We start from the raw sequence: 24,733 nt of genomic DNA, 5'->3' as shown, positions 1-24,733 counted from the left end.
GACCGTAGGACGGATTTCTTATTTTGTTCGTTAAACCTCTTTTTGTGGGTAAAAATTATAAGAACGAAAACAAATGACGGAAGGAGGTCTCTTGGTGGGTACGACTTGGAAGTTGATTAAAAAAGGAAACATGACATCAGCGTCGGCTGCAATGGGGAATACGGCACTGGCTATTGTAAAAGGATTAGCTGCAGCATACAGCGGTAGTGGCGCTATGTTCGCCACGACCATGCATTCCATTGCAGATGCAGTAAACCAGGCTTTTGTCTTTACAGGTAGCGTGCTCGCCGAACGCACGCCTACACGCCGTTTTCCTACCGGCTTTGGCCGGGTCATCAACATTTTCTGTATGATAGCTGTCATTGTCGTTACAATTATGGCATATGAGACTATCCGGGAAGGATGGCACTTGTTTCATCATCCGGCCCAGGCGACGCATTTTTCGCTCAACCTGTTGATTTTACTTCTGGCAGTAGCCACAGATGGCTACGTACTTATTAAGGCCATGAAAGAAATCGCAAAAGAGTCACGTTCCGGCGCAACAGGATTCGGAATTATTTCTTCTTCATTTAAGAACGTCAAGCGGGCCGCTCCCCCGACCCGACTCGTCTTTTATGAAGATTTGGTGGCTACATGTGGAGCATGCCTTGCTCTGCTCGCCGTGGCCGTAAGTCACTTTACTACCTTTAAAGAATTGGATGGAATTGCTACAATTATTATTGGTTTCCTAATGATTGGTGTAGCGTTCCGTGTCGGTTACGATAACATGGTTGGACTGATCGGTGTAGCAGCTCCTCGTTCTGTAGAGGAGAAGGTAGCTACTATGCTTCTTAGCGATAAATGTGTAACGGACATCAATCGGTTGCGCATCGTGCAAGAGGGTCGATTCTATCATGTGGAGAGCTATGTGGAGCTGCGTCCCGGACTTGCTTTGGCAGATGCAGACGATATTAAATTCCGTCTACAGGATAAGCTAATGGAAGATCCGGATATTACGGACGTCGTCCTCGGTATAATCGAGGATAATGGAGTCAGAGACTGGAAACCGGAGAAACTAAATGAAGTGGAGTAGAAAACATGGCGACTGTTCGCAAAACTCTTTTATGGCTCGTTGTTCTGGCTCTTGCGATATTCATTATTCCGTATGCAATTCCGTTCATTCTGGCGCTATTAACCGCGATTTTCCTTGAGCCGATTGTCAAGTTGCTAATGCGCACGGTGAATGTGAATCGACTGGTGGCTGTCACGCTAACGTTCATCATGTTTTTTGCCGTATTCGGTCTCGGCGGATACCGGCTAGGTTCGGTACTTATCTTACAGAGCGTAGAGGTGGCGGAAAAGCTTCCCGCCTTTTCTTCAAAAGTAATGGGATTCCTGGAACATTATATGTGGAAATGGGAAACATATGCCGTTACCCTGCCATTTAACACTGACACAACGATACAGGACATTATGGAAGCACTCAAGAATTCGGCGACCAATTCAGCAACTGCCATCACTAAGGTTGTGCTAGGAGGTGTAGCTACAATTCCCGGGTTCCTCATCGTAGCTATTATCTACATGGTGGCATTGTTCTTAATAAGCCTGGATTTGCCGCGCCTACACCGTAATTTTCTGAATTTATTCACCGATTCCGCCCGGGAAAAGGTGGAGCTGGTTATGACTCAGTTATTCCGTGCCACAGTCGGCTTCTTACGTGCACAGGTAATTTTAAGCCTGCTTACGTATGTATTGGCACTCACCGGATTACTTATTCTGGGCGTCAAATATGCCCTGCTACTCTCTTTGCTCATTGTTATTGTTGATATTCTACCGATTCTTGGCACCGGTTCATTTCTTGTACCATGGGCTATATACAGCTTTGCGACAGGTAATTCGCATCTTGCGGTAGGCTTGATTATCTTGTTTATCGTTATTACGGTTATCCGTCGCATTATCGAGCCAAAAGTACTGGGTTCAAGTCTTGGCATTAGCGCTCTGGCTGCTTTAATCAGCCTCTACATCGGCTTTCAGTTACTCGGGTTTATTGGGCTCATCCTCGGCCCTGCACTCGTTATTATTTACGAGTCCCTGCGCAAAGCCGGTTTCCTTACATTCAAAATTAATTTTTGAAAACAAAAAGAAGACCGAGCTTGTTCAGCTCCTGTCTTCTTTTTTGCTTTTTCTTATTTCTTCTCGGTTTTCTCAAAATAGATCGGATTGTATTTCTCGATAATAGGCTTACTTTTCTCAAAATCAATGCCTTCATTGGCGGCGGCTTCTTTGTTAACACCAAGGTGCAGTTCTTTCGGGAATCCGACCGGTAAATCGCCTACTTTTGTTTCGCCATTCAGTACTTTTACAGCCATAAGCCCTGTTTGGTAGCCAAGGTCCTGGTAATCGGCTCCGAATCCGGCAAATCCGCCATTACGTACAGAGTCCATCTCGCCCACAAATAATGGAATTTTATTTTTCTCGGCTACCTGCACCACAGTTTTAAGTGCTGCCACTGCCGTATTGTCTTTCGGTACATAGATGACGTCCGCTTTGCCAACCAGCGATTCAGCCGCTTGCTTTACTTCCGTCGTGTTGCTGACATTGACTTCTACCGCTTTCATGCCATTCGCTGCAAGTGCCTTTTTAGCATTCTCAACGTTTACGACAGAATTGGCTTCCCCTGAATTATAAATAATCCCTACATTTTTTGTATCCTGCTTCAATTCCTTAATCAGCGCAACCAGTTTATTAATCGTTTCTGGATGCGTATCAGAATAACCGGTAATATTCTTGCCTGGCTTCTCCAGGTTATCCACTAGCTTGGCGCTAATCGGATCAGTAATGGCCGTAAAGAAGACCGGGATGTCTGTATTCTTCGTCGCCTGTACCATCGCCTGCGCACTCGGAGTAGAAATCGCTAGAACAGCGTCTTTCTTATCAGCGACAAATTTCTGTGCAATGGAAGCGACAGTGCTCTGATCGCCTTGCGCGGATTGATATTCAATATCCGCATCAGCATACCCATTCTCTTTCAAAGCTTTAATAAACCCTTCACGAGAAGCGTCAAGGGACGGATGTTCAATAAGTTGAGTAATCCCTATTTTTACTTTTTCTTTAGCTTGTCCTGCTTTTTGTTCTCCGCCTGCTTCCTGCTTTTGTTCCGATGACGTCTGCGTATTGCCACAGGCGGCTAGCAGCAGGCATAGAAGCAGGAAACAGACACTCGTGATGCGTGTCTTGCGTTTCATAAAACTCCCCCATTTTTTTATTTTTTTCTGATAATTCATTATACACTATTGCTGCAACGCATTAAAAGATAAAAATCTTACCCGGATTCAAAATATTATTCGGATCGAGCATCTGTTTCATTGCATACATTACATCCAATGCAGCGCCATGCTCCGTACGCTGATATTTCGCTTTGCCAAGGCCGACCCCATGCTCCCCTGTACACGTACCGCCCCGGCTTAACGCATAGCTTACAATCTGTGCGTTTATCGCTTCCGCTTGTTCGATATCAGCCGAACTATCCGGTTGAACCATAAGAAGAGAATGAAAATTTCCATCGCCTATATGACCGACAATACCGCCGACCATCCCGCTTTGCTCGATTAACTCTCTCGCATGCCCGATAGCTCCTGCCAGTTCGGATAGAGGGAGACAAACATCCGTAGACATCGCTTTTTTACCGGGATAGCCGTGAAGGAACGCATACGCAAGATGATGACGCGCTTCCCAGAGCGCGGCCTGACGGAGTGAATCCGTCTCGGATATGAAATCACTGCAACCGTGCTCCCCGACAATTTCCTGCGCAAAGGCAAGGTCATGCGCAAGCCCTGCTTCATTGCCGTGAAATTCAAAAAACAGCGTAGAAAGCTCGGGATAGCCTGTTCCTTTATACCTATTCACTTGCTGAATAGACCTGCCATCTACTAGCTCCATACGAGCTACCGGAATCGCGGCTGCCATAACCGCGCATGCGGCTGCCACAGCATCTGTTACTGTAGGAAAGCTTGCTCGTGCCGTTACAGACGCTTCTGGAATGCCATATAGTTTAAGCGTGAGTTCGGTAAATACGCCAAGCGTTCCTTCTGAACCAACGAAGATCCCGTTCAGATGATAGCCTGACGAAGACTTTGCCGCCATACTCCCCGTATGGATAATCCGTCCGTCCGCGAGTACTACCTCCATATCTCTCACCTGATCCCTCATAATTCCATAGCGTACCGATGTCGTACCGCTCGCATTCGTAGCTGCCATTCCTCCGATTGTTGCGTCCGCTCCAGGATCTACCGAGAAGAACAAACCGTACTTTTTCAACTCTTTATTCAACTGCATGCGGGTTACACCCGGCTGTACGCGCACCAGGAAATCCTGCGGTTTCACTTCAAGCACACGATTCATCAATTGAAAATCAAGCGATATGCCGCCTTGTTGCGGAATAATCTGACCCTCCATACCGGAGGCAACACCGAACGGAATAATGGGCACATGACGTTCATTCGCCCAGGCAACAATCCGACTTACTTCTTCCGTCGTTTTCGGAAACACTACTGCATCCGGCAAGCATGGCGTATGATAGGATTCATCCTTGCTGTGCTGCTCTAGCATGGTAGGATTTATAGTAACCCGATCGGCATCAATTATTTTTTTTAGTTCGTCCACATACATCCTTTTCTCTCCTTTTCCCTATAGTATGTATTACACGCTGCCCACTTGCATCCAGGCCCGTTTGTTGCGCCATGTAACATCCACTTCCGTACCGAAGAATTCTGAAAGGTTCTCTGATGTCATTAGCTCCTGTGTATTCCCAGCCCCATATATCCGTCCTTTTTTCAACAACAATACATGATGGAAAATAGGCACAATCTCTTCAACATGATGTGATACGTAGATAAGCGTCGGTCCCCCTGACTGGCTCCCCATATCTTGGACTCGCTCCAACAGCTGCTCACGTGCAAAAATATCCAGTCCTGTAGCCGGTTCATCCAGAATCAGAAGCTTTGGCGAAGCCATCAGCGCCCTGGCAATAAGTACACGCTGCTTCTCTCCCTGTGACAGACTCTCGTATATTCGCTTTTCCATGCCACAGCACCCCATTTGGTTAAGCAAATAGTACGCCTTCTCGTAATCTTCCGCCTGCTGCTCTTCATACAGCAGTCCCATCGAAGCAACTTTTCCGCTTAACACAATGTTTTCTACCGTCTCATTTTTATATAGTTTTTCCTGCATAGAAGTACTGACCCAGCCGATTGATTGACGCAATTTACGCAGATCATATTCACCGAACTTTTTGCCCAATACACTAACCTCACCTTTGGTAGGCCACATATATCCATTAATAATATTGAGCAGCGACGTTTTTCCGGAGCCGTTCAATCCCATGATGACCCAGTGTTCACCTGGTTGCACAGACCATGTAATATCTTGTAGTATATAAGTTTTATCACGCTTCCAGCTTACATTCTTAATATCAATTATCATCATTGTTTCCCCTTCCCTGGATGAATGTTTCTATTTTCTGAAAAGTATAGAATTCCGCGGCAGTTTTGTAAATACGAAAACCACTGGATGATGCACTCCAGTGGTCTATATAGGCTTATGATTTTAGAACCGAGTCAATGAACAGGGTGGTTTCCCTCCCTAAATCCACTTCTTTGACTTCAGTACCATCATAATCGAATTTTCCGCGGCCGGAAGAATGACTTTCTTTGAATACACGAATCACAGGACGAGACGGCAAACCTTTATGCTGCCCTACCACCACGCCGATTTCTCCCGTGCTAAGCTGTACCGAGCTTCCTGTAGGATACAATGCGATAGAGCGCAAAAACTGGATGACAATTTCATGGTCGAACTTCTTGCCGGCCAGTCCCATCAAGTACTCGCTTGCCTGATACGGCAACAGCGTCGGCTCCGGGGTAAGCGGTGAAATCAGATTATCATAGAAATTCGTTACAGCCACGATTTTTGCATACTCGTGAATCTCTATACTTTTAAGACTACGCGGCTCTCCAGTACCATCTACATGCTCGTGATGCTGCAAAGCAATATGCGCGCTAGACAGGCTAAGTTCGTGGCGTTTACGCAATATATTGAAACCGATCCAGGCATGATGATTTCCTTCCTGTGTATACCGTCTGAGCGGGTCATCTGTAACTTTCATTACTTTACCAATATCATGAAGTAGAGCACCAAGCGCCAGTTCTTTCAGCTTGCTTATACTATATCCAAGACTTACGCCGATAACAGTAGACATGATACACACATTCAATGAATGGATAAAGAGATGATTATCCTTTGTACGAATATCATCAAGATTCAGTAATACATCCTTCTGAGCTAAGATCTCATCGATTACGTTCGTCATTGTCTTTACTACTGACGTCGTATCAAAGTCTTTTCCTTCCTGTACACATTCCATTACATTAGATACTTGAGAGATGGCTTCACGACGAGTTTCTTCTGAAACTACCTCTTCTACCTTGATGTCTTCAAATCGGTCATCTTTTATGTAAATTTTGGTTACACCAATACGATATAACTTATTAATCATACCCGGTGTCAGCAATACCCCTTGATTTAATAGCGTCCGACCGTCGCTGGCATAGATGCTTTTTGCCAGAACCTGCCCCGGCTCCAGATGATCTAAACTAACATGGCGCATGCCCCTTCTCTCCTTCACTCTTCCCAAATTTCTCAAGAGTTTGTTATCATTGTGTAATTATAGCGCAGAATGGTATATTATTGAGTCACAACAATGATAACCGCGCATTCTATTTACTTCTTATTATATAAGACCTTACCAGTGGTTTGCTATTCTACATTTCGTTCGAATAGGATGATTACTCAGCATGAAAGAGTGAAAAGGAGCGTTTATTTTACATTATGAAACGATTGGTCACACTGTTTTTGAATGGGCTGCTTGTGGTAGCACCTATCGGGATTACTATCTATATTTTGATTTATATTTTCAGGCTAGTAGATAGCCTGGGCAAGAAGCTTCTTGTATCTATGAACTTGCCCACTATCACAGGGCTTGGTATTGTTGTTACAATAGGTTTGCTTATTTTCATCGGGTTTGTCAGTCAGCTCTGGCTCAGCCGCAAACTGCTTATGTGGACAGAGCGATTGATTACTCGCTTTCCGGGATTAAAAACGGTTTATAGTATGGTTAAAGATACGATCCACTCTCTTATTGGTGAAAAACGAGCATTCTCTCAGGTCGTGCTCGTAACACACGAAGACGGCGGAAAACGCATCGGATTTCTCACCACAGAAGATGTTACAGCTTTCCAACTGGATAAGGATTATATCGCTGTCTATATGCCGCATGCACTCCAAGTAAGCGGGGAACTCCGCCTGTATGCACGAGAGAACGTAACGTTTATCGATACACCTGTCGAAGAGGCGATGCGATTCTGCTTAACAGCTGGTGTAGCATCGAATAAAGAAGAAGAACAAGCATCGGGATAACCGGCGCTTGTTTTTTATGACTTTTTTCTTAATTCATCCACTTCTTCTCTCCTATTCTCTTCCTTCAAAAACAATACCATAATCTGTTTTATGTTGTTAAATAAAGGGGTAATGTAAGGATAGAAAAAACAATATTATAAAAGGGGGAAGAAACATCATGTCTCGCGTGGATTTAATAGAAAGAAAAGTATCCGCCAGAACAATTACCAGTCTTCTCTTGGTCTTTTGCTCTTTACTAATTTCGTTGTTCTCTATCTTCTCATCCTTCACTTCGTACAGCACACTACTCATTGTTCTACAGTGGGTTACGGTACTGCTCGGAATGGCTTTGGCTATCTCTACGATTGTGCCGGCCAAAAAATATCTCGCACACAATTCATTTTTTCTACAAATCTCAATTACGACGATGGTATTAGCTTGTTTGGACTTAATCTGGATTATTTTCGTATCTTACATTCTTTCGATTTTAAAATAAGAAGAGTTCGCGAGTTTTTCAAGCAAGCTGATTCAGTAGAAAATAGATGTCACTTCCTCGCTTTATAGAGCGTGTTCAAAAAGGAGGACAAACAGAGCCGTGAAGTTCAAGGCGCGGCAGGCCCGAGCAGCGGAGCGTAGGTGAGACTACGTGAGCAGCGGAGGGGCAACGCAACGCAGAAATTCGCAGCTCTGTTTCCCGGACTTTTTGAACATCCGCTTATAGTGACATCTATTTTCTTTTTCTGTCTTGCTATTGCATCATGTTCGGCAACCACAAAGACAATTGCGGGAGCATAACAAAGAATGCCAGTACAACAATAAACAGGATAATAAACGGAATGACTCCCCTTACTACAACCTCCAGTTTCTCCTTCGCAATTCCACCTACAACGAATAAATTCAAGCCTACCGGCGGTGTAATCATTGCCAATTCCATGTTTACGGTCATAACAATCGCGAAATGAATCGGATCGATGCCCAGGTGTTTAATAATCGGAAGTAAAATAGGTAGCGTAATCAAGATGACAGATACTGCCTCAAGGAACGTTCCCATAATAAAGAATAGAATATTGACGATAAGGAAGAACGTCCACTTATTCATATCACTTTCTGCAATCCATGCCCCTACTGTTTGTGGTACCTGTTCATTAGTCAGGTACAGACCAAACAAGCTAGCTGCGGCGATGATAAGGAAAATCATCGAGGTAATGTTAATCGTCTCTACCATAATCGGACGTACATCTTTCAGTCCCATCTCCCGATAAATACCTACAGATACAATCAAACCGTAGACGACTGCGATAACGGCTGATTCCGTCGGTGTCGCCACTCCGGTATAGATACTCCCTAGAATCAAAATTGGAAGAAGCGCTCCCCATAGCGCTTTAATAGAGGCTTTTATTCTTGCTTGCCCCGAAGATTTCTCATCGCTACCGTATCCATTTCTTTTGGCATAGTAAATCGCAGACACGATGAGCACTCCACCCAACAATACACCTGGAATGACTCCAGCCATGAATAGCTTACCGATTGACTCTTCGGCTGTAATACCGTAGATAATGAGCGGAATGCTTGGTGGAATTAGAATGCCTAACGTACCTGCGGCGGCGACTAGGCCCATAGAGTATTTCTTGTCATATCCTGCACTGACCATCGCAGGAATCATAATCGATCCGATCGCAGCTGCCGTTGCCGGACTGGAGCCAGAAATCGCCGCAAATACCATACATGCAAGAATCGTCACAACAGACAAGCCACCCGGCAAGTGGCCAACCCATGTACGCAGCGCTTCAATTAGATACTTGGAGATGCCGCCGCGCGCCAGGATGACCCCGGCCAATACGAAGCCTGGAATCGCCATCAGAGGAAACGAATCCAGCGCTGAGAACATCCGCTGTGGCACCATATTCATGTTAAAATCCGATTGCATAAGAACAAATACGGTCGCTAGGGACAGACTAATCGCAATCGGTACCCGCAGCAACATCATAATCACGAAAGAACTAAATAGCGTGAGGACCATGCGGCGCATCCTCCTTCTCTTTCGGCAGTTCTACCATATCTACCGTATTAACAATCTTCTCTCCACGCAACGCCTGCACCAGCTTCTCCAAAAACCGAAAGAAAAACATAATACCGGAAATCGGAAGAATTAAATAGACAAGCCACATCGGAATACCAACATCCATCGATACCATACCAGATACATAGCGTTTGGCTACCAGCACATAGCCGTAGTACGTAAAGAAGATACAAAACAGAACGCCCATAACGCTCGCAAAGATATCTACAGCACGCTGTGCTCCCCGCGGCAGCTTATCATACACCATATCCACCTGAATATGGTGATTATTACGCAACGCGACCGGTACTCCCAAGAGCGCTCCCCAAACAATCGTATAGTTAGCCACTTCTTCTACCCAAGCTTTCGGTTCATTGAACGCATAACGCATCATTACTCCATAAAAAATCAATGCAATCCCCACAGACAAAAATGTACCCGCAGCGATGTCTTCGAATAAATCCCACGCCTTTCTCAGGCTTTTCATCTCTTCTCCCCCTTCTTTGAAAAAGAAAGAGCACTAACGGTATAGTGCCCCCTCATTAGTTCTATTTCAGATTTTTAATTCCATCGATTAACTCAGGCGTAATTACGCTTTTGAACTCCTCGTACACCGGTTGCAACGCTTTTTCCAGCTCGGCGCGCTCAGCATCCGTCAGTTCTGTAATCTGCATTTTCCCGGAATTCTTAAGATTTTCATAGCTCTTATCATTATCTTCAGCAGCAAGCTTCCATTCATACTCAGTCGCTTCTTTCAGCGCTTCCTCTACTTTTGTACGAACATCTTCCGGCATCCCATCCCAAAACGGCTTGTTTACGAAGATAGCATAATCAAGACGGCCATGGTTGCTCACCGTCATATACTTTTGCACTTCCTGATATTTCTGTGTATCCATATTGTTATACGTGTTCTCCTGTCCATCTACCGTACCTTGCTGCAGTGCAGCATACGTGTCACCAAACGGAATCGTGGCAGAACCTGCATCCAGAGCTTTAAACTGTCCTTCTAGCACTTTTCCAGCCTGTGCCCGGAATTTCAGACCTTTGAAATCTGCCGGGGTTTTAAGTGGCTTTTTGTTGTTGGTGAACTGTTTAAACCCATTCTCCCAGAAGGCAAGTCCCATAATATCGTTTCCAACCAGTTGCTCGCCGTTTAATAACTGCTTTGCCAGGTCACTCTGGAAGAATTTCAGTGAGTGCTTACGATCCTTAAATAAGAACGGCATGTCTACATACTGCCAACGCGGGTCGAGCTTTACCATCTTCGTTACGGAAGGTGCAATCATTTGTACGTTGCCTGAAACGAGCGCATCCAACTCTTCTTTGTCACCGTATAATTGCGAAGACGGATACACTTCTACTTTTACCTTCCCACCTGTTTTTTCGGCTGCCAGATCCGCGAATTTTTGCGCGGCTTTTCCTTTTACGCTGTCAGCCGAGGTCACGTGCGAGAATTTAATCACGATGGCGTCTTTCTGTTTTTCTCCGCCCCCTTCCACTGGTTTCGAGTCTGCTGCCTTTTTCTCTCCGCCTCCACCACAGGCTGCAAGCAGGACCATCATCATGATAGTTAAGAATAAAGATAGTACCTTTTTCAATTTTTTCCCCCTCTTTTTTGTTTCTTATAACCTGTTTACCATGAGTCTTTTGATTCATTTTCTTTAGGTAAACGTTTTCAATTGGCAATTTTTATTTTATTTTCCAAAAAAACAGAAATCAATTTTTGTTCATTTTGTAAATATTTTGTTCATTATGTTCACGATGGCACCCTACAAAAATCGATAAAAAACTACATACTTTTGACCCTCATACCAAAAACAATTGTAGGATAAAATGGAGGTTGGTATAATTTTCTAAAACAAAAAATAAGAAATGAGGGGAAACCGATGGCGATTGCCGATCCGCTGCTACGCATGGTGACCAATGGGCTATTCAAGGTCTCCATAAAGAGTCTCGACACCGTCGATTTTACGATCAAGCCGCAGAACGCCCTTCATTCCGACTGAGGTGGATGAATGCGGTATAAATAAGAAAGATAAAGATAAAAAATTCAGATAGAGATTAAAACGTACGTTCGTTATTTTGTACAATAGGTGTAAAAGAGGTGAGAAAATGAAACCGAAAGTGAAAAGAATCACACATCTTGTTAAACTAAAAAACCCGACGAAACGAAAACAAACCGAATGGCGAGAAGCCCAGCGAGCCTATGCGGATTGCATCAATGCCTGCATCCCTCGTTTGATAGCAGGTGAAACGTTATCTTCGGCCAATGTAGAAGCTAATTTGAAGTCTGCCATTCGTAACGAGGCCATTCAACGCGCGAAAAAAGCGGTGTCTGATTATCAATCGGGTTCGGCAAAGAAAGTGCCGGTATTCAAATCCCGTCTCCCCATCAACATCAACAATCAAAACTGGGATACGAAACAGAAAAACGGGCGATGGTACATCGGGTTCGTTGTCTCCTCCAAGAAAAAATACATCCCTGTCGAAGAAAATGATTTTGTCAAACACTATTTCTCTTTTTTTGAACCAAATATTGTAAAGCAGACCAAGCAAGTGAAAAACCGAAGGACTGGAGAATGGACAGAAAAGCACGTTCGGTCTGATATAAACAGAGCCTTTCGCTGCACGATTCAGCTTCTTCGTAAAGGAGAAAGCTGGTATCTTGCCATTCCGGTAGAAGTGGCTTGTCCGCTTTCTACGCTCTCGATTCTTCCCCGTACTTCGATTGGTATTGATCTCGGCCTCCGTCATCTTGCCGTCGTTTCAGAACCGGTCAGCGGCAAGCGGCAATTTTTCTCTGGCAAAGAAGTCGGCTATATTCGGCGTCACTATCGTTCCCTGCGACGTTCCTTAGGAAAAAAGAAAGCACTGCGTGCGATCATGCGTCTGGGACATAAAGAAAGCCGTTGGATGAAGGATTATAACCGTAAGTTGGCCAGGCAGATTGTCGATTTTGCTCTGCAGTTTGATCGACCTGTGATTAAAATGGAGAATCTGGGCAACATCCGGGAAACATGTCATACGACGAACCGAGCGGATCGGATCCTCCATTCCTGGTCCTTTTATCAGCTGCAGCAATGCATTGTGGAACAAGCAGAAAAATACCATGTACAGGTTCTCTTTGTTGATCCGCGCTATACATCTCAAATGTGTCATGTTTGCAAGCATATTGACAAGAAGAACCGCCATCGAGATCGCTTCCACTGCCAAAAATGTGGGCATAACAATCATGCCGATCAGAATGCAGCAAGAAACATTGCCTTGTGCACGAGCCTTGCGGTGTAGCAAAAATCCGGGTCGATTTTTGTGATAGACAAGGTGCCTGTCGGGTAGAATCCCGGCAGGAGGATCGCCGTGGCACGATCTCTGGCGTCTGTGATGAAGGTAGGTCAGAAATGGAACAACGGGTCCTGTCGTGAGACACCACCTCTACTGGAGCAAGTCGCCCCCGCACTTCCACAGGGAAGCTCTTCACTTTTAGTGGAGAGAGGATGTCACTGAACCCGCCTTGCTTACTCTAAATCATACATTCCAGACAAGAGCTGACTCCCGATTACAGGCAAATAATCGGTCCGTATCGGTTTTGAAAGCTCTGAAATCGACTTTCTTCGCACGAATCATAGGCACTCTCTCCTCATATAACCCTGATTAGAGTAGACTAAGACAAGTATATCAGGAGATCGTATGTTCTGTAAGAAACAGCGTGAGGCTACGCCTAACCGACATTCATCTCCCACTTTCACTGGTGACGAAAGCACCTTCACGTTTAGAAGTGGGAGACTTCTTTCGGAAGAATGTTAAATCTCTGCCTCTGCTCGGCAGCGGCAAAGTTGATTACGTTACGTTAAAACAATGGGCGGAGTCCTGAGAAAGGAAAGAAAAACATGCGCGTTGCACCGCTTAAAGCCCTTTATTTTACTCAATTTCTATCTGCGTTCGCAGACAACATGATTATTTTTATCGTACTTGCGATTATGCGTCAGGAAAACTATCCAGGATTCTATATCGGTCTGGTTCAATCCGCGTTTTTGTTGGCATATGTCGTATGTGCTCCGTTTGTCGGACCATTCGCCGACCGCAACGCCAAATCCTACGTATTACTTATAGGCAATATCGTCAAAGCAGCCGGTATTCTACTGCTGATGACTGGCATATCGCCCGTATTCAGCTACCTTGTGGTCGGCATCGGGGCCGTGACCTACAGCCCTGCGAAATACGGTATTCTGCCTGAGTTGACGGACACTAAGGACGCTTTACTGAGAGCAAACGGTAAAATCGAGGGCTATACGATATTCGCCATTCTCGCAGGCTCTGTTGCTGGCGGGATGCTAGCGGAGTATTCGCTATTCTGGTCGATGGCTGTCTGTATCGGTCTATATCTTATCTCTATGGCCGGAACGCTCGCCATCCCACGGATGCCGGGCAATTCATCCTTGCGCTACAGCCGGGCGCTTTCGGATTTCATCTCAGACGTAAAACTGTTCTTCTCAAATCCGAAGTGTCGTTTTTCGCTGGTGGGCACCTGTTCATTCTGGATGTCGTCAACGGTTCTCCGTTTCGCATTCATTGCCTGGATTCCGTTAATGTTCGGCATTACTTCACTGGATAAAATCTCGATGCTGGTCGCAGTGACCGGCGTTGGAATTATTATTGGCTCGCTGGCTACGCCATACTTGATTCCAGCACATAAATATTATCGTTCCTATTTGTATGGACTGATGATGGCTCTTATCGTTATCGCATCTATTTTCGTCTCCAATCTTTATCTTATTATTGCAGTATTGATGGCCATTGGATTCATGGGTGGTGCCTTTATTGTACCGATGAATACCGTGCTACAGGATGAAGGACACAGAATAAGCGGGACGGGTAAAGCGGTCGCTGTTCAGAACTTTGTCAACAATACGATGATGTTGCTCGGCATGGGCATTTATACGGGTGCAACCCGCGCTGAGGTCAATGCCCCCGTATCTATCGCAACCGTAGGAATCGTGTTGCTCGGCTTCGTACTCTATCTGCACTTCCTAAAGAAAAAGCTCCCTTCTTCTGAAGAACCGCTTACCGAAAGCACATATTCTTCTTAGAGCAGGCACAAAAAAAAGCAGGGTACATTTCCTGCTTCCATATTTCAAACCATACCATTCAGTTTTATCCCAATCCAATAGGCAGTAAGAACCCGATACGCACAACGAGCCATCAGTAGGGGGATGAAGAAAATCCCCCTCTGATGGAAATTTTGTTTTATTGTGCTACGTACTCTCTTTCCTTTTCTACAGGGAAAGAAGTCGGAGGCCGAATTGATTCTTGGTGCGGACGGGCTTGCTGCTTCTTTCCCCTTCTTAACAAATAAGAGAAAACAAACCAACCCTGCGCTGCGTAGAAAACCAGAAAGTGGGCATCTAAAAGCAAGTGAAAATATAAATTACAAAGAAGGGTATATGTAGTAAAAGCAAAGAACAAAAAATATAGCGAACGCAACTTATTTCTCATTGTGTTATGATAAAAAATACCCAGAACGATAAAAGAAATTAGAAAAAGTCCAAGATAACCTAAGTATACTGCCATATCACTTTCCCCTGTCGTCCAAAATATATAGTTCCACTGTCATTGTATACAGTGAACGACTAGTTTTATTGTCTCTACAAAATCAAGATTCGCTTCTATAAATGTATCTTAAACTCCCAGGCTTCACGAGGGACTTTACGCTTATTTATGTAAGTATTCCTCAAATTAAATACATTTTTTGTACATTTCCACACTTTCAATGATTTGAAACCAACTTACATAAAAAAAACGCTCTTATCGAGCAGTTTTTTTTCCAGAAAACAACCAGACATATTTATTCAACTGATGGGAAGCAAAATCTAATCCTGCCCCTTCAAAAATGTGCTGCATGGTTGAAACTAGTGGATAATATTCTGTCCTCAAATCCTCTAGCAATGCAAAAGCTTTTTGTTCCTTTACCTTCTGATGTATTGCCTGCTTCGCTTTTTCATCGGCATAGGCTGTATCAGCAAATACAATCATTCCATCATCGTTCAGCCTATCAGTTAGCTGCTGGATAGCACGCGCTTTTTGTTCATCCGTAAGATGATGAAATGCATACGTACTAACGATACCGTCTACCCGCCCGACAGATTCTGGTACAGACAGAAAATGACCGTCTTGTATTGTAAAATTCGGTAGTTTCTGAGAGGCTATGCTTCGCATATCCGGCGAAGGATCAATTCCGAATACTTTCCACTCTTTAGAAAGCAGCAATCGGGTCAAATTGCCAGTACCAACACCGATTTCCAATACCCGACTTTCTACTGGCAGCTTCAGTTCTTGTACTACCCTATGCAGGATTTGTTCATATCCTTCGAAAACCTCCGCATATTCACCATCCCTATCAACTACCGTCTGATCGTACTCATTTGCCCATTGTTCAAATATGTGGTTAAATTGCACTTCGCGTTCTTTCATGATGTATCCCCCTTTTGCTGTACTATATGCATGTGTTCCCACAAAATCTATTAACCTGATTAAATCCATAAGCTTTATATACATTATATAAAAAAGCCTCCTCTCGTACAATAGGAAGCCTTTTCGAAACGCTATAACATACTTATGGCTAATCGATTTCTCTATTTTCTTTAACAGCTTTTTTCAGCTTTTGCAACATGTATCCAATCCCTTTACAGCCCTGTAGAGGAAAGCGATACATACAATCTTTGCCGAATACTTCTTGCACGACCTTTATATGCTTTCGGCCCGCCACAATAACAAGTTCATCGAAAGTATCCAATCCCTTTTCTTTCGCCTGCCGTTTTAATTCTTCTGTTGAAATAATATCCGGACTACCAGAGTTAAATGCAAGGTCGTAGTTTTCGGGAACAATATCTGTAGGGAAAAGAAAGCCATGCTTGGCCGAAAGAATAACCCAGTGGTCGAAGAATGTATCAGCATATGTATGACATGCGGTTCCGAAGGCACTAATATACGCCTCCTTTGCTGGAACGCCTCCCTGCTCAGGATACCTGTCCCATATTTTAGCCGCTCCGCACGGTGTAATACAAAGTCTATTTTTCATTGTTTATTTTTCCCATCCTTTTTAGCTGTCACCAAACGAAAGTAGCAATTCTGAATATGATAACGACTAAAATTCATATGTAAAGTGTCACATCTGTTGATTATCCATAAGGTGGAAGAAAGAAGATGCACGCGTCGGCGTGTTCCCTCGTCTTTTTCTCGTAATGAGGAAACACGGCCGCTTTATGACGTCAAGTCCGGACCGGCAAAAAGCGGCCTCTACGCTTCCGTACGGGAACGAACCGACGCCCGTTTGGGGCACGGTGTGGTGGCTATTCATTCTGGATCGTACTGGATAATCAACACCCTTGATTTAGGAAATCAATTTTAGTCCTATTGCTGCACTAAGAACTACAGCAATAAATAACACCCTTCTCCACTCCTTTGATTCCCCATACCATACCATGCCTAGAATAGCCCCTCCAGATGCCCCTATCCCTGTCCATACGGCATAAGCCGTACCCATTGGTAGCGTCTCCATCGCAAGCGCCAGAAACAAGAAGCTTGCACCAAATCCAGCGAGCAGCAGCACAAGAGCCTGCCAATTTCGATCTCTGTGCAACTTATTAATCATGGCTACACCGACCATTTCAAATATCCCCGCTAATATAAGGTATACCCAAGCCATTATGATTCAGCTCCTTCCGGGTTTGACTCTTTGTCTTTGGTCACCAGCTTCAATCCAATGACACCGCCTAGCAGCAAAAGAATCAGAAGCAATTTCATCAATTTAAATGGTTCACCAAAAAACACAATCTCGGAAAACACTGTTCCGGCCGTCCCCATTCCAACGAAAACAGCATACACAGTACCGACCGGCAACTTCTCGCCAGCCATAATCATAAGATAAAAACTAATAAAAATTGATATAGCTGTCCCCATCCAGGTCCATACATCATAAGCATGCTTAAGACCTATCACCCAGAACACTTCAAAAAATGCGGCGATAAACACCTTTATCCAATCCAGATTCATTCCCCTTCTCCTCACTTCCTTATATTTATTATGTGCAATATCCCTAAAGGAAAATAAAAAAGCCCGAAAGATATCCTTTGCAACAGATATCTCCCGGGCTTTTATCCCTCCGTGACACGGCAATGCCGTGGTTTTCCCTTGGACCAGACCGATGATTGCATCGCGGAACCCTAGAAAACATGGCATATTCACTTGCTACTATTATGACTCAGTTAAGATGTTTTTTCAAGTCGGTAAAGCGCTTCAGCCTCAGACAACTATAGAATGATTCACAGAATAAGGAAAAAACGATTCTATATACATCTGATTTGATAAATCGACAAATTCTTGTGGTGAAAGGTACGAAAAGAAGGACGGGCGGTGGGCGGGAGCGGTCGGAAAAAGACACGCCGCCTTGTCTTCTGCCGGATCGCAGGGCGCATCTAACCTCTTCTTTTTCTGAATTACCTCCTTCCAACCACGCTACCCTGTCAAAATATCAAATGTAATTTATATAGTATTATGGTCTTCTCTCTAGGGCAAGCTTTATTCCAAAGCTTAACAGGACGATCCCAGATATACCTTGAATAGCACGTTGTACAGAAGGCTTCTTCATCCACACGTTAATAGAGTGAATTAAATATACATACATTAAAAACCAAATTAAAGTAAGTGCAGCATATGTAAGCCCCATAATAAGGAATTGTAAAAATGTGTTGCTCCCAGGCTCCAGAAATTGCGGCAGAAAAGTAAGAAAGAAAACAGCCACCTTCGGATTAAGAACATTCGTAAGAAAGCCCTGGCGGAAAGCGGATAAGCTTGCGTTCTTTTTTTCGCTTTTATTATCTTCTATGGCTATGCCTTTTTTCTTTATAGCCCATAATGACATGATGCCTAAGTAAATAAGGTAGAAAGCTCCAACATATTTAAAAATCGAAAAAAGAAAAGCCGACTTAACGATAATTGCGGAAAGCCCTACTACGGCAACTAAGGTATGAATGATAACTCCTGAAATACTCCCCAGCGCCGTCTGAACCCCGCCTCTTCTTCCTTGAGCAATTGTATTTTGTGTAACCAATCCCGTATCTGGGCCAGGTAAAATAATGAGCACAATCGACATCAACAAAAAAAGATAGAAATTCCCCACTTTACTCCCTCCTTATGCAAAATATAATATACCTTATTCTAGGCATAAACAATTCTTATTTTTCAATAAAATCAATCGGGAAATAAAATAAGAAAGTAATTAATAAAGCATATTATGAGAGTCAATTTCCTTTTCTTGAAGGTTTAAAATTATTTTTCTGTCGTTCTACATATTCATCTTTGCAGCCGTATTCATCCCTTTTATCTTTATTGTTACGCATAGCATTGAGCAACTCTGTAATAAACAGAATTAGCAACTACCTGCGTATAAGCTATCACCACCAATAGCGCACCAATGAGGGTAGAAACAGGTACCAGATTATCGTACCAACTACCTGTTATCCGTCTTTAATAGCACTCAGACACACTAAAAAAGACCGCCCACAAGGACGGTCTTTCTCTTTGTAAAACCTTGCAGTATCAAGGGTTTTAGCTTCATGCTCCCACGCGGAATCGAACCACGAACTGACCATTACGAGTGGTCTGTTATACCGTTTAACTATAGGAGCGTATTAAAGACAATTAATATTTTATAAAAAAACGATTTACATATCAAGCGTTTTCCTTAAGAAATTGAGTGGTAAAAGCAAGAAAAGGAGGGATATGCATGACAAACGTAACTTGTACCGCTGAATACTGTACGCATTGGGCCGAAGGAAACCTTTGTAGCGCCGATAAAATTGTCGTGAAAAATATCGAGGGTGGCCGGGAAGCATCCTCGATTGACGAAACAAAGTGCGAGACATTCATATTGCGGCAGGACGATAATGCCCCCACCGATGAAGCATCCTCACCACATGAGACAACACCTCAAGTGGCCGTTGGCTGTACCGTGGACTCCTGTGAGTACTGGGGACAGGGAGACCGATGCATAGCCAGCCATATCGATATCTCCGGCCTTGATGTTAAACATGAAGAAGGAACCGCCTGTGAGACGTTTGATTCCTAATTATCCAGAGCATAAATAGCACGTAATGAACAACAAGAGTACCCATGCCGGGTGCTTTTGTTATTTCTACATTTCAAATAGGCTTGTATTTTATCAAGTAGTATTTGTTGCAATTTTTACACTATGCTTTCACACATTTATAAACTACTATATTCATAATAAATACATAGGTAAAAAGCTCTGCTTTTATCATAGACAGTATGATGCAAATACCGTGTTGAAAGGATTTGAAGGAAAATGATGAACTGGGTAGCAGCGGGTGTCGGAAGAAAGCTTCAAGTAGCATTTATCTTATTATTATTAATTCCGAGCCTGGTAATTGGCATATCTTCCTATCATACTGCCAAAACACGTATTCAGGGAGATATGGATAGTTCTATTGAAAGCAGCACAGAGTTCCTTAACGAATTAATTAATAGCACGATTGAAAGTGAAATAAAAAACGTGGACTTTTTATCCCAGTCTATTACCGCAAGTTTATATGCAGGTAAACAAAGTCCTCAATTAATGGATATGATTCACCGTTTCCAGGACGCGCATCCAGAAATCACCTCGGCGTATGTTGGTACGGAAACAGGGATCTTAATCTCAGACGGAAACGATACACTCCCGCCAGATTATGATCCGCGTAAGCGAGTCTGGTATCAAAAAGCGATGCAGAACAAAGAAAAGCCAAGCATTTCTGAACCATATATCGATATCACGACAAAAGCAGTGGTAGTAAGCATTGCAAAACCGGTGAAGGATGGAAGCGGAGTCGTTGGTATTGACTTAAACCTTGCCAATTTGAGCGACATTGTAAAGCGAGCAAAAGTCGGTGAACAGGGATATGCCTTTATTCTAGATCAAACAAAGAAAATAATTGTCCATCCGACTTTAAAGAGCGGAGATCCTATCCAGGAACAAACTATGAGCACGTTATTTGAGAAAGATGCAGGTGCGTACACTTATATAGAGAACAGCGAAGAAAAAGAAACGGTTTTCACAACGAATAAACTTACCGGATGGAAGATAGCAGGAACGATTGCTACTGCGGAGATTGAAAATGGCGTTCAAGGCATTTTTCTTACTACAGTTCTTACCATCGTTCTTTCCTTACTATTAGGAACTGTTATAACATATTGGGTTATTCAATCCATTACAAAACCACTTAAACGCTTAAGTACTGCTTCAGACAAAATCAGCAACGGTGATTTAACAGAGAGAGTAGATTTAAAATCCAAGGATGAGCTAGGGCAGTTAGGAAGCCACTTTAATCATATGAGTGAGTCTTTGCAATCTGTCATTCACCAGGTACGAGAAAAAGTAGAAAGCCTGGCTGCCGCATCAGAACAGCTTATGGCAAGCTCATATGAAACCACAAAAGCAACGGAACATATCTCGATTACGGTGCAAGAGATCGCAGCTAGCTCGGAAGAGGAAACAAAGAACGTAGAAAGAATGTCGGGGACAATTACTGGTATGTCTGAAACGCTGCAAGAAATCGCCCAGCATACCCATGCGACCTCCGCTTCAATGGCAGAAACCTCAGATATTGCTGCAAAAGGAAACGAAGCGATCGGAACAGCGGTACAGCAAATGAATTTTATAGAAGGATCGGTCTCCGAACTTTCGCATATTATTGGACATTTGCATGAAAGCATGGAACAAATCGATAATTTCGCGAAATTGATCACAGATATCTCCAGTCAAACGAATCTCTTAGCTCTCAATGCAGCCATTGAGGCAGCCAGAGCCGGAGAACACGGTCGCGGTTTTGCTGTTGTGGCTGATGAGGTAAGAAAGCTAGCTGAACAGTCTTCGAATTCAGCCAACAGCGTGACGGAGTTAATCCAGTTAATTCGCGGCAAAATGGAAACAGCCCTTCGGTCAATGGAGAGCAGCCGCAAAGAAGTAGAAAAAGGGATAGACGTTGTAACCCTTGCTGGAGAATCGTTCACACAAATTTATGGCTCAATCAATAAAATAAATCATGAAGTTCACGAAGTTTCCGCTTCCGTGAAGCATATTACAGCTAATACAGCACAAGTCGTGACTTCAATTCGCTCGGTAACACAAACGGTAGAACAAGTATCAGCAGGTATTAGTGAAGTATCAGCCAGCACAGAAGAACAGTTGGCTTCCATGGAGGAAGTCTCTGCTACGGCAACTTCTCTGGCTAGGATGGCTGAGGAGTTAGAAGGAATTGTGAAACAATTTAAGGCATAGCTGTCTGTTAGCATTAGATTTTCTGTAGCAAATATATAATGGAAATATGAAAAAAGCGTATAAATCTTCGTGATTTACATACTATATACATCTGATTTGATAAATCGACAAACGTTTATGGTGGGAGGTAAGAAAAGAAGGAAGGGCGGTGGGCGGGAGCGGTCGGAAAAAGACATGCTGGCCTTTCTTCTGCCGGATCGCCTCCTTCCAACCACACTCCCCTGTCAAAATATCAAGTGTAATTTATATAAGCAAAAGCACCCAATATGGGTGCTTTTGCTTATATATGCATATTATACGGCTACTGTACCGTTATTCAAAATATCGTTAACATCTACATACGTATATCCGAGCGCTTCCGCTACTGCTTTATACGTTACTTTACCTTCTATAACGTTAATGCCTCGTGCCAGCGGACGACTTTCAAGAGAGGCCTTTACATATCCTTTATTAGCGATTTGCAGTGCGTACGGTACCGTTACATTAGTCAATGCCATGGTAGATGTACGGGCTACAGCACCCGGCATATTGGCTACTGCATAATGAAGTACACCATGTTTTACATACGTCGGTTCACTGTGCGTTGTTATACGGTCAATTGTCTCAATCGATCCGCCCTGATCGATAGCTACGTCAACGATGACGGAACCCGGTTCCATGTCTTTTACCATTGCTTCCGTTACAAGACGAGGCGCACGCGCTCCCGGAATAAGAACGGCTCCAATGAGCAGATCCGCTTCCTTAACAGCTTTTGCGATGTTATACGGATTAGACATTAATGTTTGAATACGGCCCTGGAACTGGTCATCTAACTGACGTAGTCGTTCTGGATTAATATCAAGCAACGTCACTTTCGCACCCATACCGAGAGCGATTTTCGCCGCATTCGCACCTACGATACCACCGCCGACAATCGTTACACGACCAGCTTCTACACCTGGAACACCAGCGAGTAATACCCCTTTACCACCTTTTGATTTCTCAAGGAATTGCGCACCGATTTGTACAGACATCCTGCCCGCTACTTCGCTCATTGGCGTCAACAGCGGCAATGCACCATTGTCATACTGGATCGTTTCATACGCAATCGCTACGACCTTCTTCTCCACCAGCGCTTTCGTCAAGGCCGGTTCCGGAGCAAGATGCAAATAAGTAAAGAGCACAAGACCTTCACGGAAATACTGGAATTCTTCCGCCAGCGGTTCTTTTACTTTCATGACCATGTCGGCCGACCACGCTTCTTTGGCGGTTTGCACAATTTTCGCGCCTTCTTTTACGTATTCCTCATTCGTAAAACCGCTTCCCACTCCAGCTTCTGTCTCTACAAGTACCTCATGACCGGCATGTACAAGAGTGGCTACGCCTGCAGGTGTAATTGCCACGCGATTTTCATTGTTTTTTATTTCCTTCGGTACGCCAACAATCATTGTTATAACCTCCTTGTAATCGGTAAAGAACCTACTGTTAATCCATGTCCTAGCGTATGAATCTCTGCGTGTATTCTATTTTATGACTTTTTCATGAACTTTTCTTTGTCTGAAAGCTTAAAATTCTCTTTGCTTATTTGTGGATTTCCACAAATGGTAGTTTCACAAACCTTTCCTACGATTTATATATAGGCTATCCAGAATAATGAAAAAGAATGCTTTTTATTGAAGAGATTATTTTATACATTATATTTTCGCAGCTTAATGTCTAAAAAGAGCATAATGCGCTCATGCGGATTGTTCAGATCAATGTCACCAACCTCACAGATACGCTTTAAACGGTATCCGAGCGTGTTAGGATGAACATGCAACTGTCGGGCGGTTTGGTTAACCTTTCCTGTATTATCCAGAAAAACTTCCAATGTTTCAAGCAAGTTTCCTTGATTTTCTTTATCATACGTCAATAAACGCTCCAGTTTGGAATTTCGATACTTCACCTGCTGGTTCCATTGCTTGAGCTTTGGCAACAGCCGGTATGCTCCTAATTCCTGATATCCTTCGATCATCTTCATTTCGTCTGGAAGCGCCTTTTTAATTTGCATAACTTCCAGTGCCTGCTGATAGCTAAGCCAAATTTCAGAGGGAGAAGTAACTGGCTCGCCGTAAGCCGCCACCATTGTCTCGCTACCAAATCGGCGTGTCAGCCGTTTACGAAGCTGATGAAGGAATGTTCTGCTTGCCTCTTCTGCCTTCTCCCGCTCCCGCTCGTCCAATCCGGCTAATACGAGAAGTTGACGATCATCAAAAGTCCAAAGCGTAAGATACCTGAATGGAAAAAACTCGCCAAGATTGCCTAATAGATAAGCAAGCTCTTTCTGCATGTTATTCCATTTTGCATCTGAACAATGCGCTTCCAAAACGAGTACAACCATTACAGGCGGCAGATGAAGGCGCAGCTGGAGCGCTGTCTTCTCAATATCTACCGATTCGTTGGCACTTCGTGACAACAGTTGCCAGAAAAATTGGTTCCTCTTCTCCTCCTGTTTTGTATGACGGTCTTTACGGTGCAGCAGACGGGGGAGCGCGAGGCGAGCCGCCCGCTTTAATACTTCAAAATCTTTCTCATCAAGCGGACGCACTGCTTCCTGCACCCAGATATAGCCGAATACTTCATGGCCACGGCGAATAGATACTGCAATACGGTTGTTAAGCCCTACTTCTTTTACTGCCGGAATGCGCACCGGTTCATCACTATGCATAAGTGCTTGGATAATTCCGTCTTTCCAGAAACGGATGAGTACCTCATCCGGCACCTTACGATTCATAATCGTTTGAATGCGCACAGGGTCTGTCGTATCTCCATGAGTGCTGTAAGCGATTACATGGTGATTCATATCTTCGATCGTAATTGGATTGCCAACCCGCTCCGTAATCATATCAGCCAGCTCCATTAAATCAGAAAACTCTTCAAATGGTTCCATATTC

Annotated in this window: 26 protein-coding genes, 1 tRNA gene and 1 riboswitch; of the genes, 12 read left to right on the top strand and 15 right to left on the bottom strand. The window is 43.8% G+C overall.

Translation table 11 applies throughout. The features are described 5' to 3' along the window. Positions 1-130: 130 nt before the first annotated feature. Complete coding sequence (locus tag AF333_RS04020) at positions 131-1,072, top strand: cation diffusion facilitator family transporter (protein ID WP_264760750.1); 942 nt, start codon at positions 131-133, stop codon at positions 1,070-1,072. A 5-nt stretch (positions 1,073-1,077) separates the two neighbouring features. Continuing rightward, entirely contained in the window at positions 1,078-2,112 is a 1,035-nt protein-coding gene (ytvI, locus tag AF333_RS04015; RefSeq protein ID WP_043068532.1) for a sporulation integral membrane protein YtvI, read from the top strand. Between the two features lie 53 nt (positions 2,113-2,165). Here ytvI and AF333_RS04010 read toward each other — a convergent pair whose 3' ends face one another. The 4 genes from AF333_RS04010 to AF333_RS03995 all read right to left on the bottom strand — a co-directional run bounded on the left by AF333_RS04010 (position 2,166) and on the right by AF333_RS03995 (position 6,643). Further along, positions 2,166-3,224, bottom strand: a complete 1,059-nt coding sequence (locus tag AF333_RS04010; protein WP_043068531.1) for an ABC transporter substrate-binding protein — start codon at positions 3,222-3,224, stop codon at positions 2,166-2,168. A 61-nt stretch (positions 3,225-3,285) separates the two neighbouring features. Continuing rightward, positions 3,286-4,647 carry an FAD-binding oxidoreductase gene (locus AF333_RS04005; RefSeq protein ID WP_043068530.1) on the bottom strand — a complete coding sequence of 454 codons (1,362 nt, stop codon included), beginning with the start codon at positions 4,645-4,647 and terminating at the stop codon, positions 3,286-3,288. A gap of 30 nt (positions 4,648-4,677) precedes the next feature. Next, positions 4,678-5,460, bottom strand: a complete 783-nt coding sequence (locus AF333_RS04000) for an ABC transporter ATP-binding protein (protein WP_043068529.1) — start codon at positions 5,458-5,460, stop codon at positions 4,678-4,680. A 115-nt stretch (positions 5,461-5,575) separates the two neighbouring features. After that, a complete protein-coding gene (locus AF333_RS03995) occupies positions 5,576-6,643 on the bottom strand; it encodes an HD-GYP domain-containing protein (RefSeq protein WP_043068528.1) in 1,068 nt (355 codons plus the stop codon). Between the two features lie 221 nt (positions 6,644-6,864). Here AF333_RS03995 and AF333_RS03990 point away from each other — a divergent pair, with 221 nt between their 5' ends. Beyond that, positions 6,865-7,452 carry a DUF502 domain-containing protein gene (locus AF333_RS03990; RefSeq protein ID WP_043068527.1) on the top strand — a complete coding sequence of 196 codons (588 nt, stop codon included), beginning with the start codon at positions 6,865-6,867 and terminating at the stop codon, positions 7,450-7,452. 157 nt (positions 7,453-7,609) lie between these two features. Continuing rightward, positions 7,610-7,927, top strand: a complete 318-nt coding sequence (locus AF333_RS03985) for a hypothetical protein (RefSeq protein ID WP_043068526.1) — start codon at positions 7,610-7,612, stop codon at positions 7,925-7,927. Positions 7,928-8,179: 252 nt separating this feature from the next. Here the strand turns inward: AF333_RS03985 and AF333_RS03980 are convergent, their stop codons facing one another. The 3 genes from AF333_RS03980 to AF333_RS03970 all read right to left on the bottom strand — a co-directional run bounded on the left by AF333_RS03980 (position 8,180) and on the right by AF333_RS03970 (position 11,088). Continuing rightward, positions 8,180-9,451, bottom strand: coding sequence for a TRAP transporter large permease (locus AF333_RS03980; RefSeq protein WP_043068525.1), 1,272 nt, complete (start codon positions 9,449-9,451; stop codon positions 8,180-8,182). After that, complete coding sequence (locus AF333_RS03975) at positions 9,432-9,977, bottom strand: TRAP transporter small permease (RefSeq protein WP_043068524.1); 546 nt, start codon at positions 9,975-9,977, stop codon at positions 9,432-9,434. The genes AF333_RS03980 and AF333_RS03975 overlap by 20 nt, the downstream gene beginning before the upstream one ends. Before the next feature lie 61 nt (positions 9,978-10,038). Then, positions 10,039-11,088: a DctP family TRAP transporter solute-binding subunit gene (locus tag AF333_RS03970; RefSeq protein WP_080787961.1), complete on the bottom strand. Its 1,050-nt coding sequence runs from the start codon at positions 11,086-11,088 to the stop codon at positions 10,039-10,041. 514 nt (positions 11,089-11,602) lie between these two features. Here AF333_RS03970 and AF333_RS03965 point away from each other — a divergent pair. The 4 genes from AF333_RS03965 (at position 11,603) to AF333_RS33390 (ending at position 14,937) form a co-directional block, all read left to right on the top strand. Then, positions 11,603-12,778, top strand: a complete 1,176-nt coding sequence (locus AF333_RS03965; protein ID WP_052812372.1) for an RNA-guided endonuclease InsQ/TnpB family protein — start codon at positions 11,603-11,605, stop codon at positions 12,776-12,778. A gap of 69 nt (positions 12,779-12,847) precedes the next feature. Continuing rightward, positions 12,848-12,994, top strand: a complete 147-nt coding sequence (locus AF333_RS33395; protein WP_158502532.1) for a hypothetical protein — start codon at positions 12,848-12,850, stop codon at positions 12,992-12,994. A 383-nt stretch (positions 12,995-13,377) separates the two neighbouring features. Further along, positions 13,378-14,577 (top strand): lysophospholipid transporter LplT, encoded by a 1,200-nt coding sequence (gene lplT / locus AF333_RS03960; RefSeq protein WP_043068523.1) that lies wholly within the window; start codon positions 13,378-13,380, stop codon positions 14,575-14,577. 162 nt (positions 14,578-14,739) lie between these two features. Then, positions 14,740-14,937 carry a hypothetical protein gene (locus AF333_RS33390; RefSeq protein ID WP_161806140.1) on the top strand — a complete coding sequence of 66 codons (198 nt, stop codon included), beginning with the start codon at positions 14,740-14,742 and terminating at the stop codon, positions 14,935-14,937. A 355-nt stretch (positions 14,938-15,292) separates the two neighbouring features. On the opposite strand, the gene AF333_RS03950 is transcribed toward AF333_RS33390, so the two are convergent. Together AF333_RS03950 and AF333_RS03945 are read right to left on the bottom strand one after the other, a co-directional pair. Continuing rightward, positions 15,293-15,958, bottom strand: a complete 666-nt coding sequence (locus AF333_RS03950; protein ID WP_043068562.1) for a class I SAM-dependent methyltransferase — start codon at positions 15,956-15,958, stop codon at positions 15,293-15,295. A gap of 148 nt (positions 15,959-16,106) precedes the next feature. Beyond that, positions 16,107-16,565, bottom strand: coding sequence for a DUF6884 domain-containing protein (locus AF333_RS03945; protein ID WP_043068521.1), 459 nt, complete (start codon positions 16,563-16,565; stop codon positions 16,107-16,109). Between the two features lie 84 nt (positions 16,566-16,649). On the opposite strand from AF333_RS03945, the gene AF333_RS34650 reads away from it, so the two are divergent. After that, positions 16,650-16,895 (top strand): hypothetical protein, encoded by a 246-nt coding sequence (locus AF333_RS34650; RefSeq protein ID WP_235496086.1) that lies wholly within the window; start codon positions 16,650-16,652, stop codon positions 16,893-16,895. Here the strand turns inward: AF333_RS34650 and AF333_RS03940 are convergent. Then, the gene (locus AF333_RS03940; protein WP_043068520.1) at positions 16,878-17,192 is read right to left on the bottom strand and encodes a DMT family transporter; all 315 of its coding nucleotides are present in this window, start codon (positions 17,190-17,192) and stop codon (positions 16,878-16,880) included. The genes AF333_RS34650 and AF333_RS03940 overlap by 18 nt on opposite strands. Continuing rightward, positions 17,192-17,539, bottom strand: coding sequence for a DMT family transporter (locus tag AF333_RS03935; protein ID WP_043068519.1), 348 nt, complete (start codon positions 17,537-17,539; stop codon positions 17,192-17,194). The genes AF333_RS03940 and AF333_RS03935 overlap by 1 nt, the downstream gene beginning before the upstream one ends. Before the next feature lie 88 nt (positions 17,540-17,627). Next, positions 17,628-17,724, bottom strand: a riboswitch (guanidine-I (ykkC/yxkD leader). 123 nt (positions 17,725-17,847) lie between these two features. On the opposite strand from AF333_RS03935, the gene AF333_RS34645 reads away from it, so the two are divergent. Continuing rightward, a complete protein-coding gene (locus AF333_RS34645; RefSeq protein ID WP_235496084.1) occupies positions 17,848-18,027 on the top strand; it encodes a hypothetical protein in 180 nt (59 codons plus the stop codon). An 11-nt stretch (positions 18,028-18,038) separates the two neighbouring features. Here the strand turns inward: AF333_RS34645 and AF333_RS03930 are convergent, their stop codons facing one another. Together AF333_RS03930 and AF333_RS03925 are read right to left on the bottom strand one after the other, a co-directional pair. Continuing rightward, positions 18,039-18,638 (bottom strand): LysE family translocator, encoded by a 600-nt coding sequence (locus tag AF333_RS03930; protein ID WP_080787964.1) that lies wholly within the window; start codon positions 18,636-18,638, stop codon positions 18,039-18,041. 464 nt (positions 18,639-19,102) lie between these two features. Continuing rightward, positions 19,103-19,173: transfer RNA gene (locus AF333_RS03925), tRNA-Thr, on the bottom strand. 98 nt (positions 19,174-19,271) lie between these two features. On the opposite strand from AF333_RS03925, the gene AF333_RS37135 reads away from it, so the two are divergent. Together AF333_RS37135 and AF333_RS03915 are read left to right on the top strand one after the other, a co-directional pair. Continuing rightward, complete coding sequence (locus AF333_RS37135) at positions 19,272-19,613, top strand: DUF1540 domain-containing protein (protein WP_052812370.1); 342 nt, start codon at positions 19,272-19,274, stop codon at positions 19,611-19,613. Positions 19,614-19,853: 240 nt separating this feature from the next. Beyond that, entirely contained in the window at positions 19,854-21,821 is a 1,968-nt protein-coding gene (locus AF333_RS03915; RefSeq protein ID WP_043068560.1) for a methyl-accepting chemotaxis protein, read from the top strand. Between the two features lie 293 nt (positions 21,822-22,114). Here AF333_RS03915 and ald read toward each other — a convergent pair whose 3' ends face one another. Then, positions 22,115-23,248, bottom strand: a complete 1,134-nt coding sequence (gene ald, locus AF333_RS03910) for an alanine dehydrogenase (RefSeq protein WP_043068517.1) — start codon at positions 23,246-23,248, stop codon at positions 22,115-22,117. Positions 23,249-23,487: 239 nt separating this feature from the next. Then, positions 23,488-24,729: a PucR family transcriptional regulator gene (locus AF333_RS03905; protein WP_052812368.1), complete on the bottom strand. Its 1,242-nt coding sequence runs from the start codon at positions 24,727-24,729 to the stop codon at positions 23,488-23,490. Between the last annotated feature and the right edge of the window lie 4 nt (positions 24,730-24,733).

The organism is Aneurinibacillus migulanus, from assembly GCF_001274715.1.
Taxonomy (GTDB): Bacteria; Bacillota; Bacilli; order Aneurinibacillales; family Aneurinibacillaceae; genus Aneurinibacillus; species Aneurinibacillus migulanus.
Note: the sequence above shows the minus strand (reverse complement) of the source record. Positions and strands in the feature narration are given on the sequence as shown.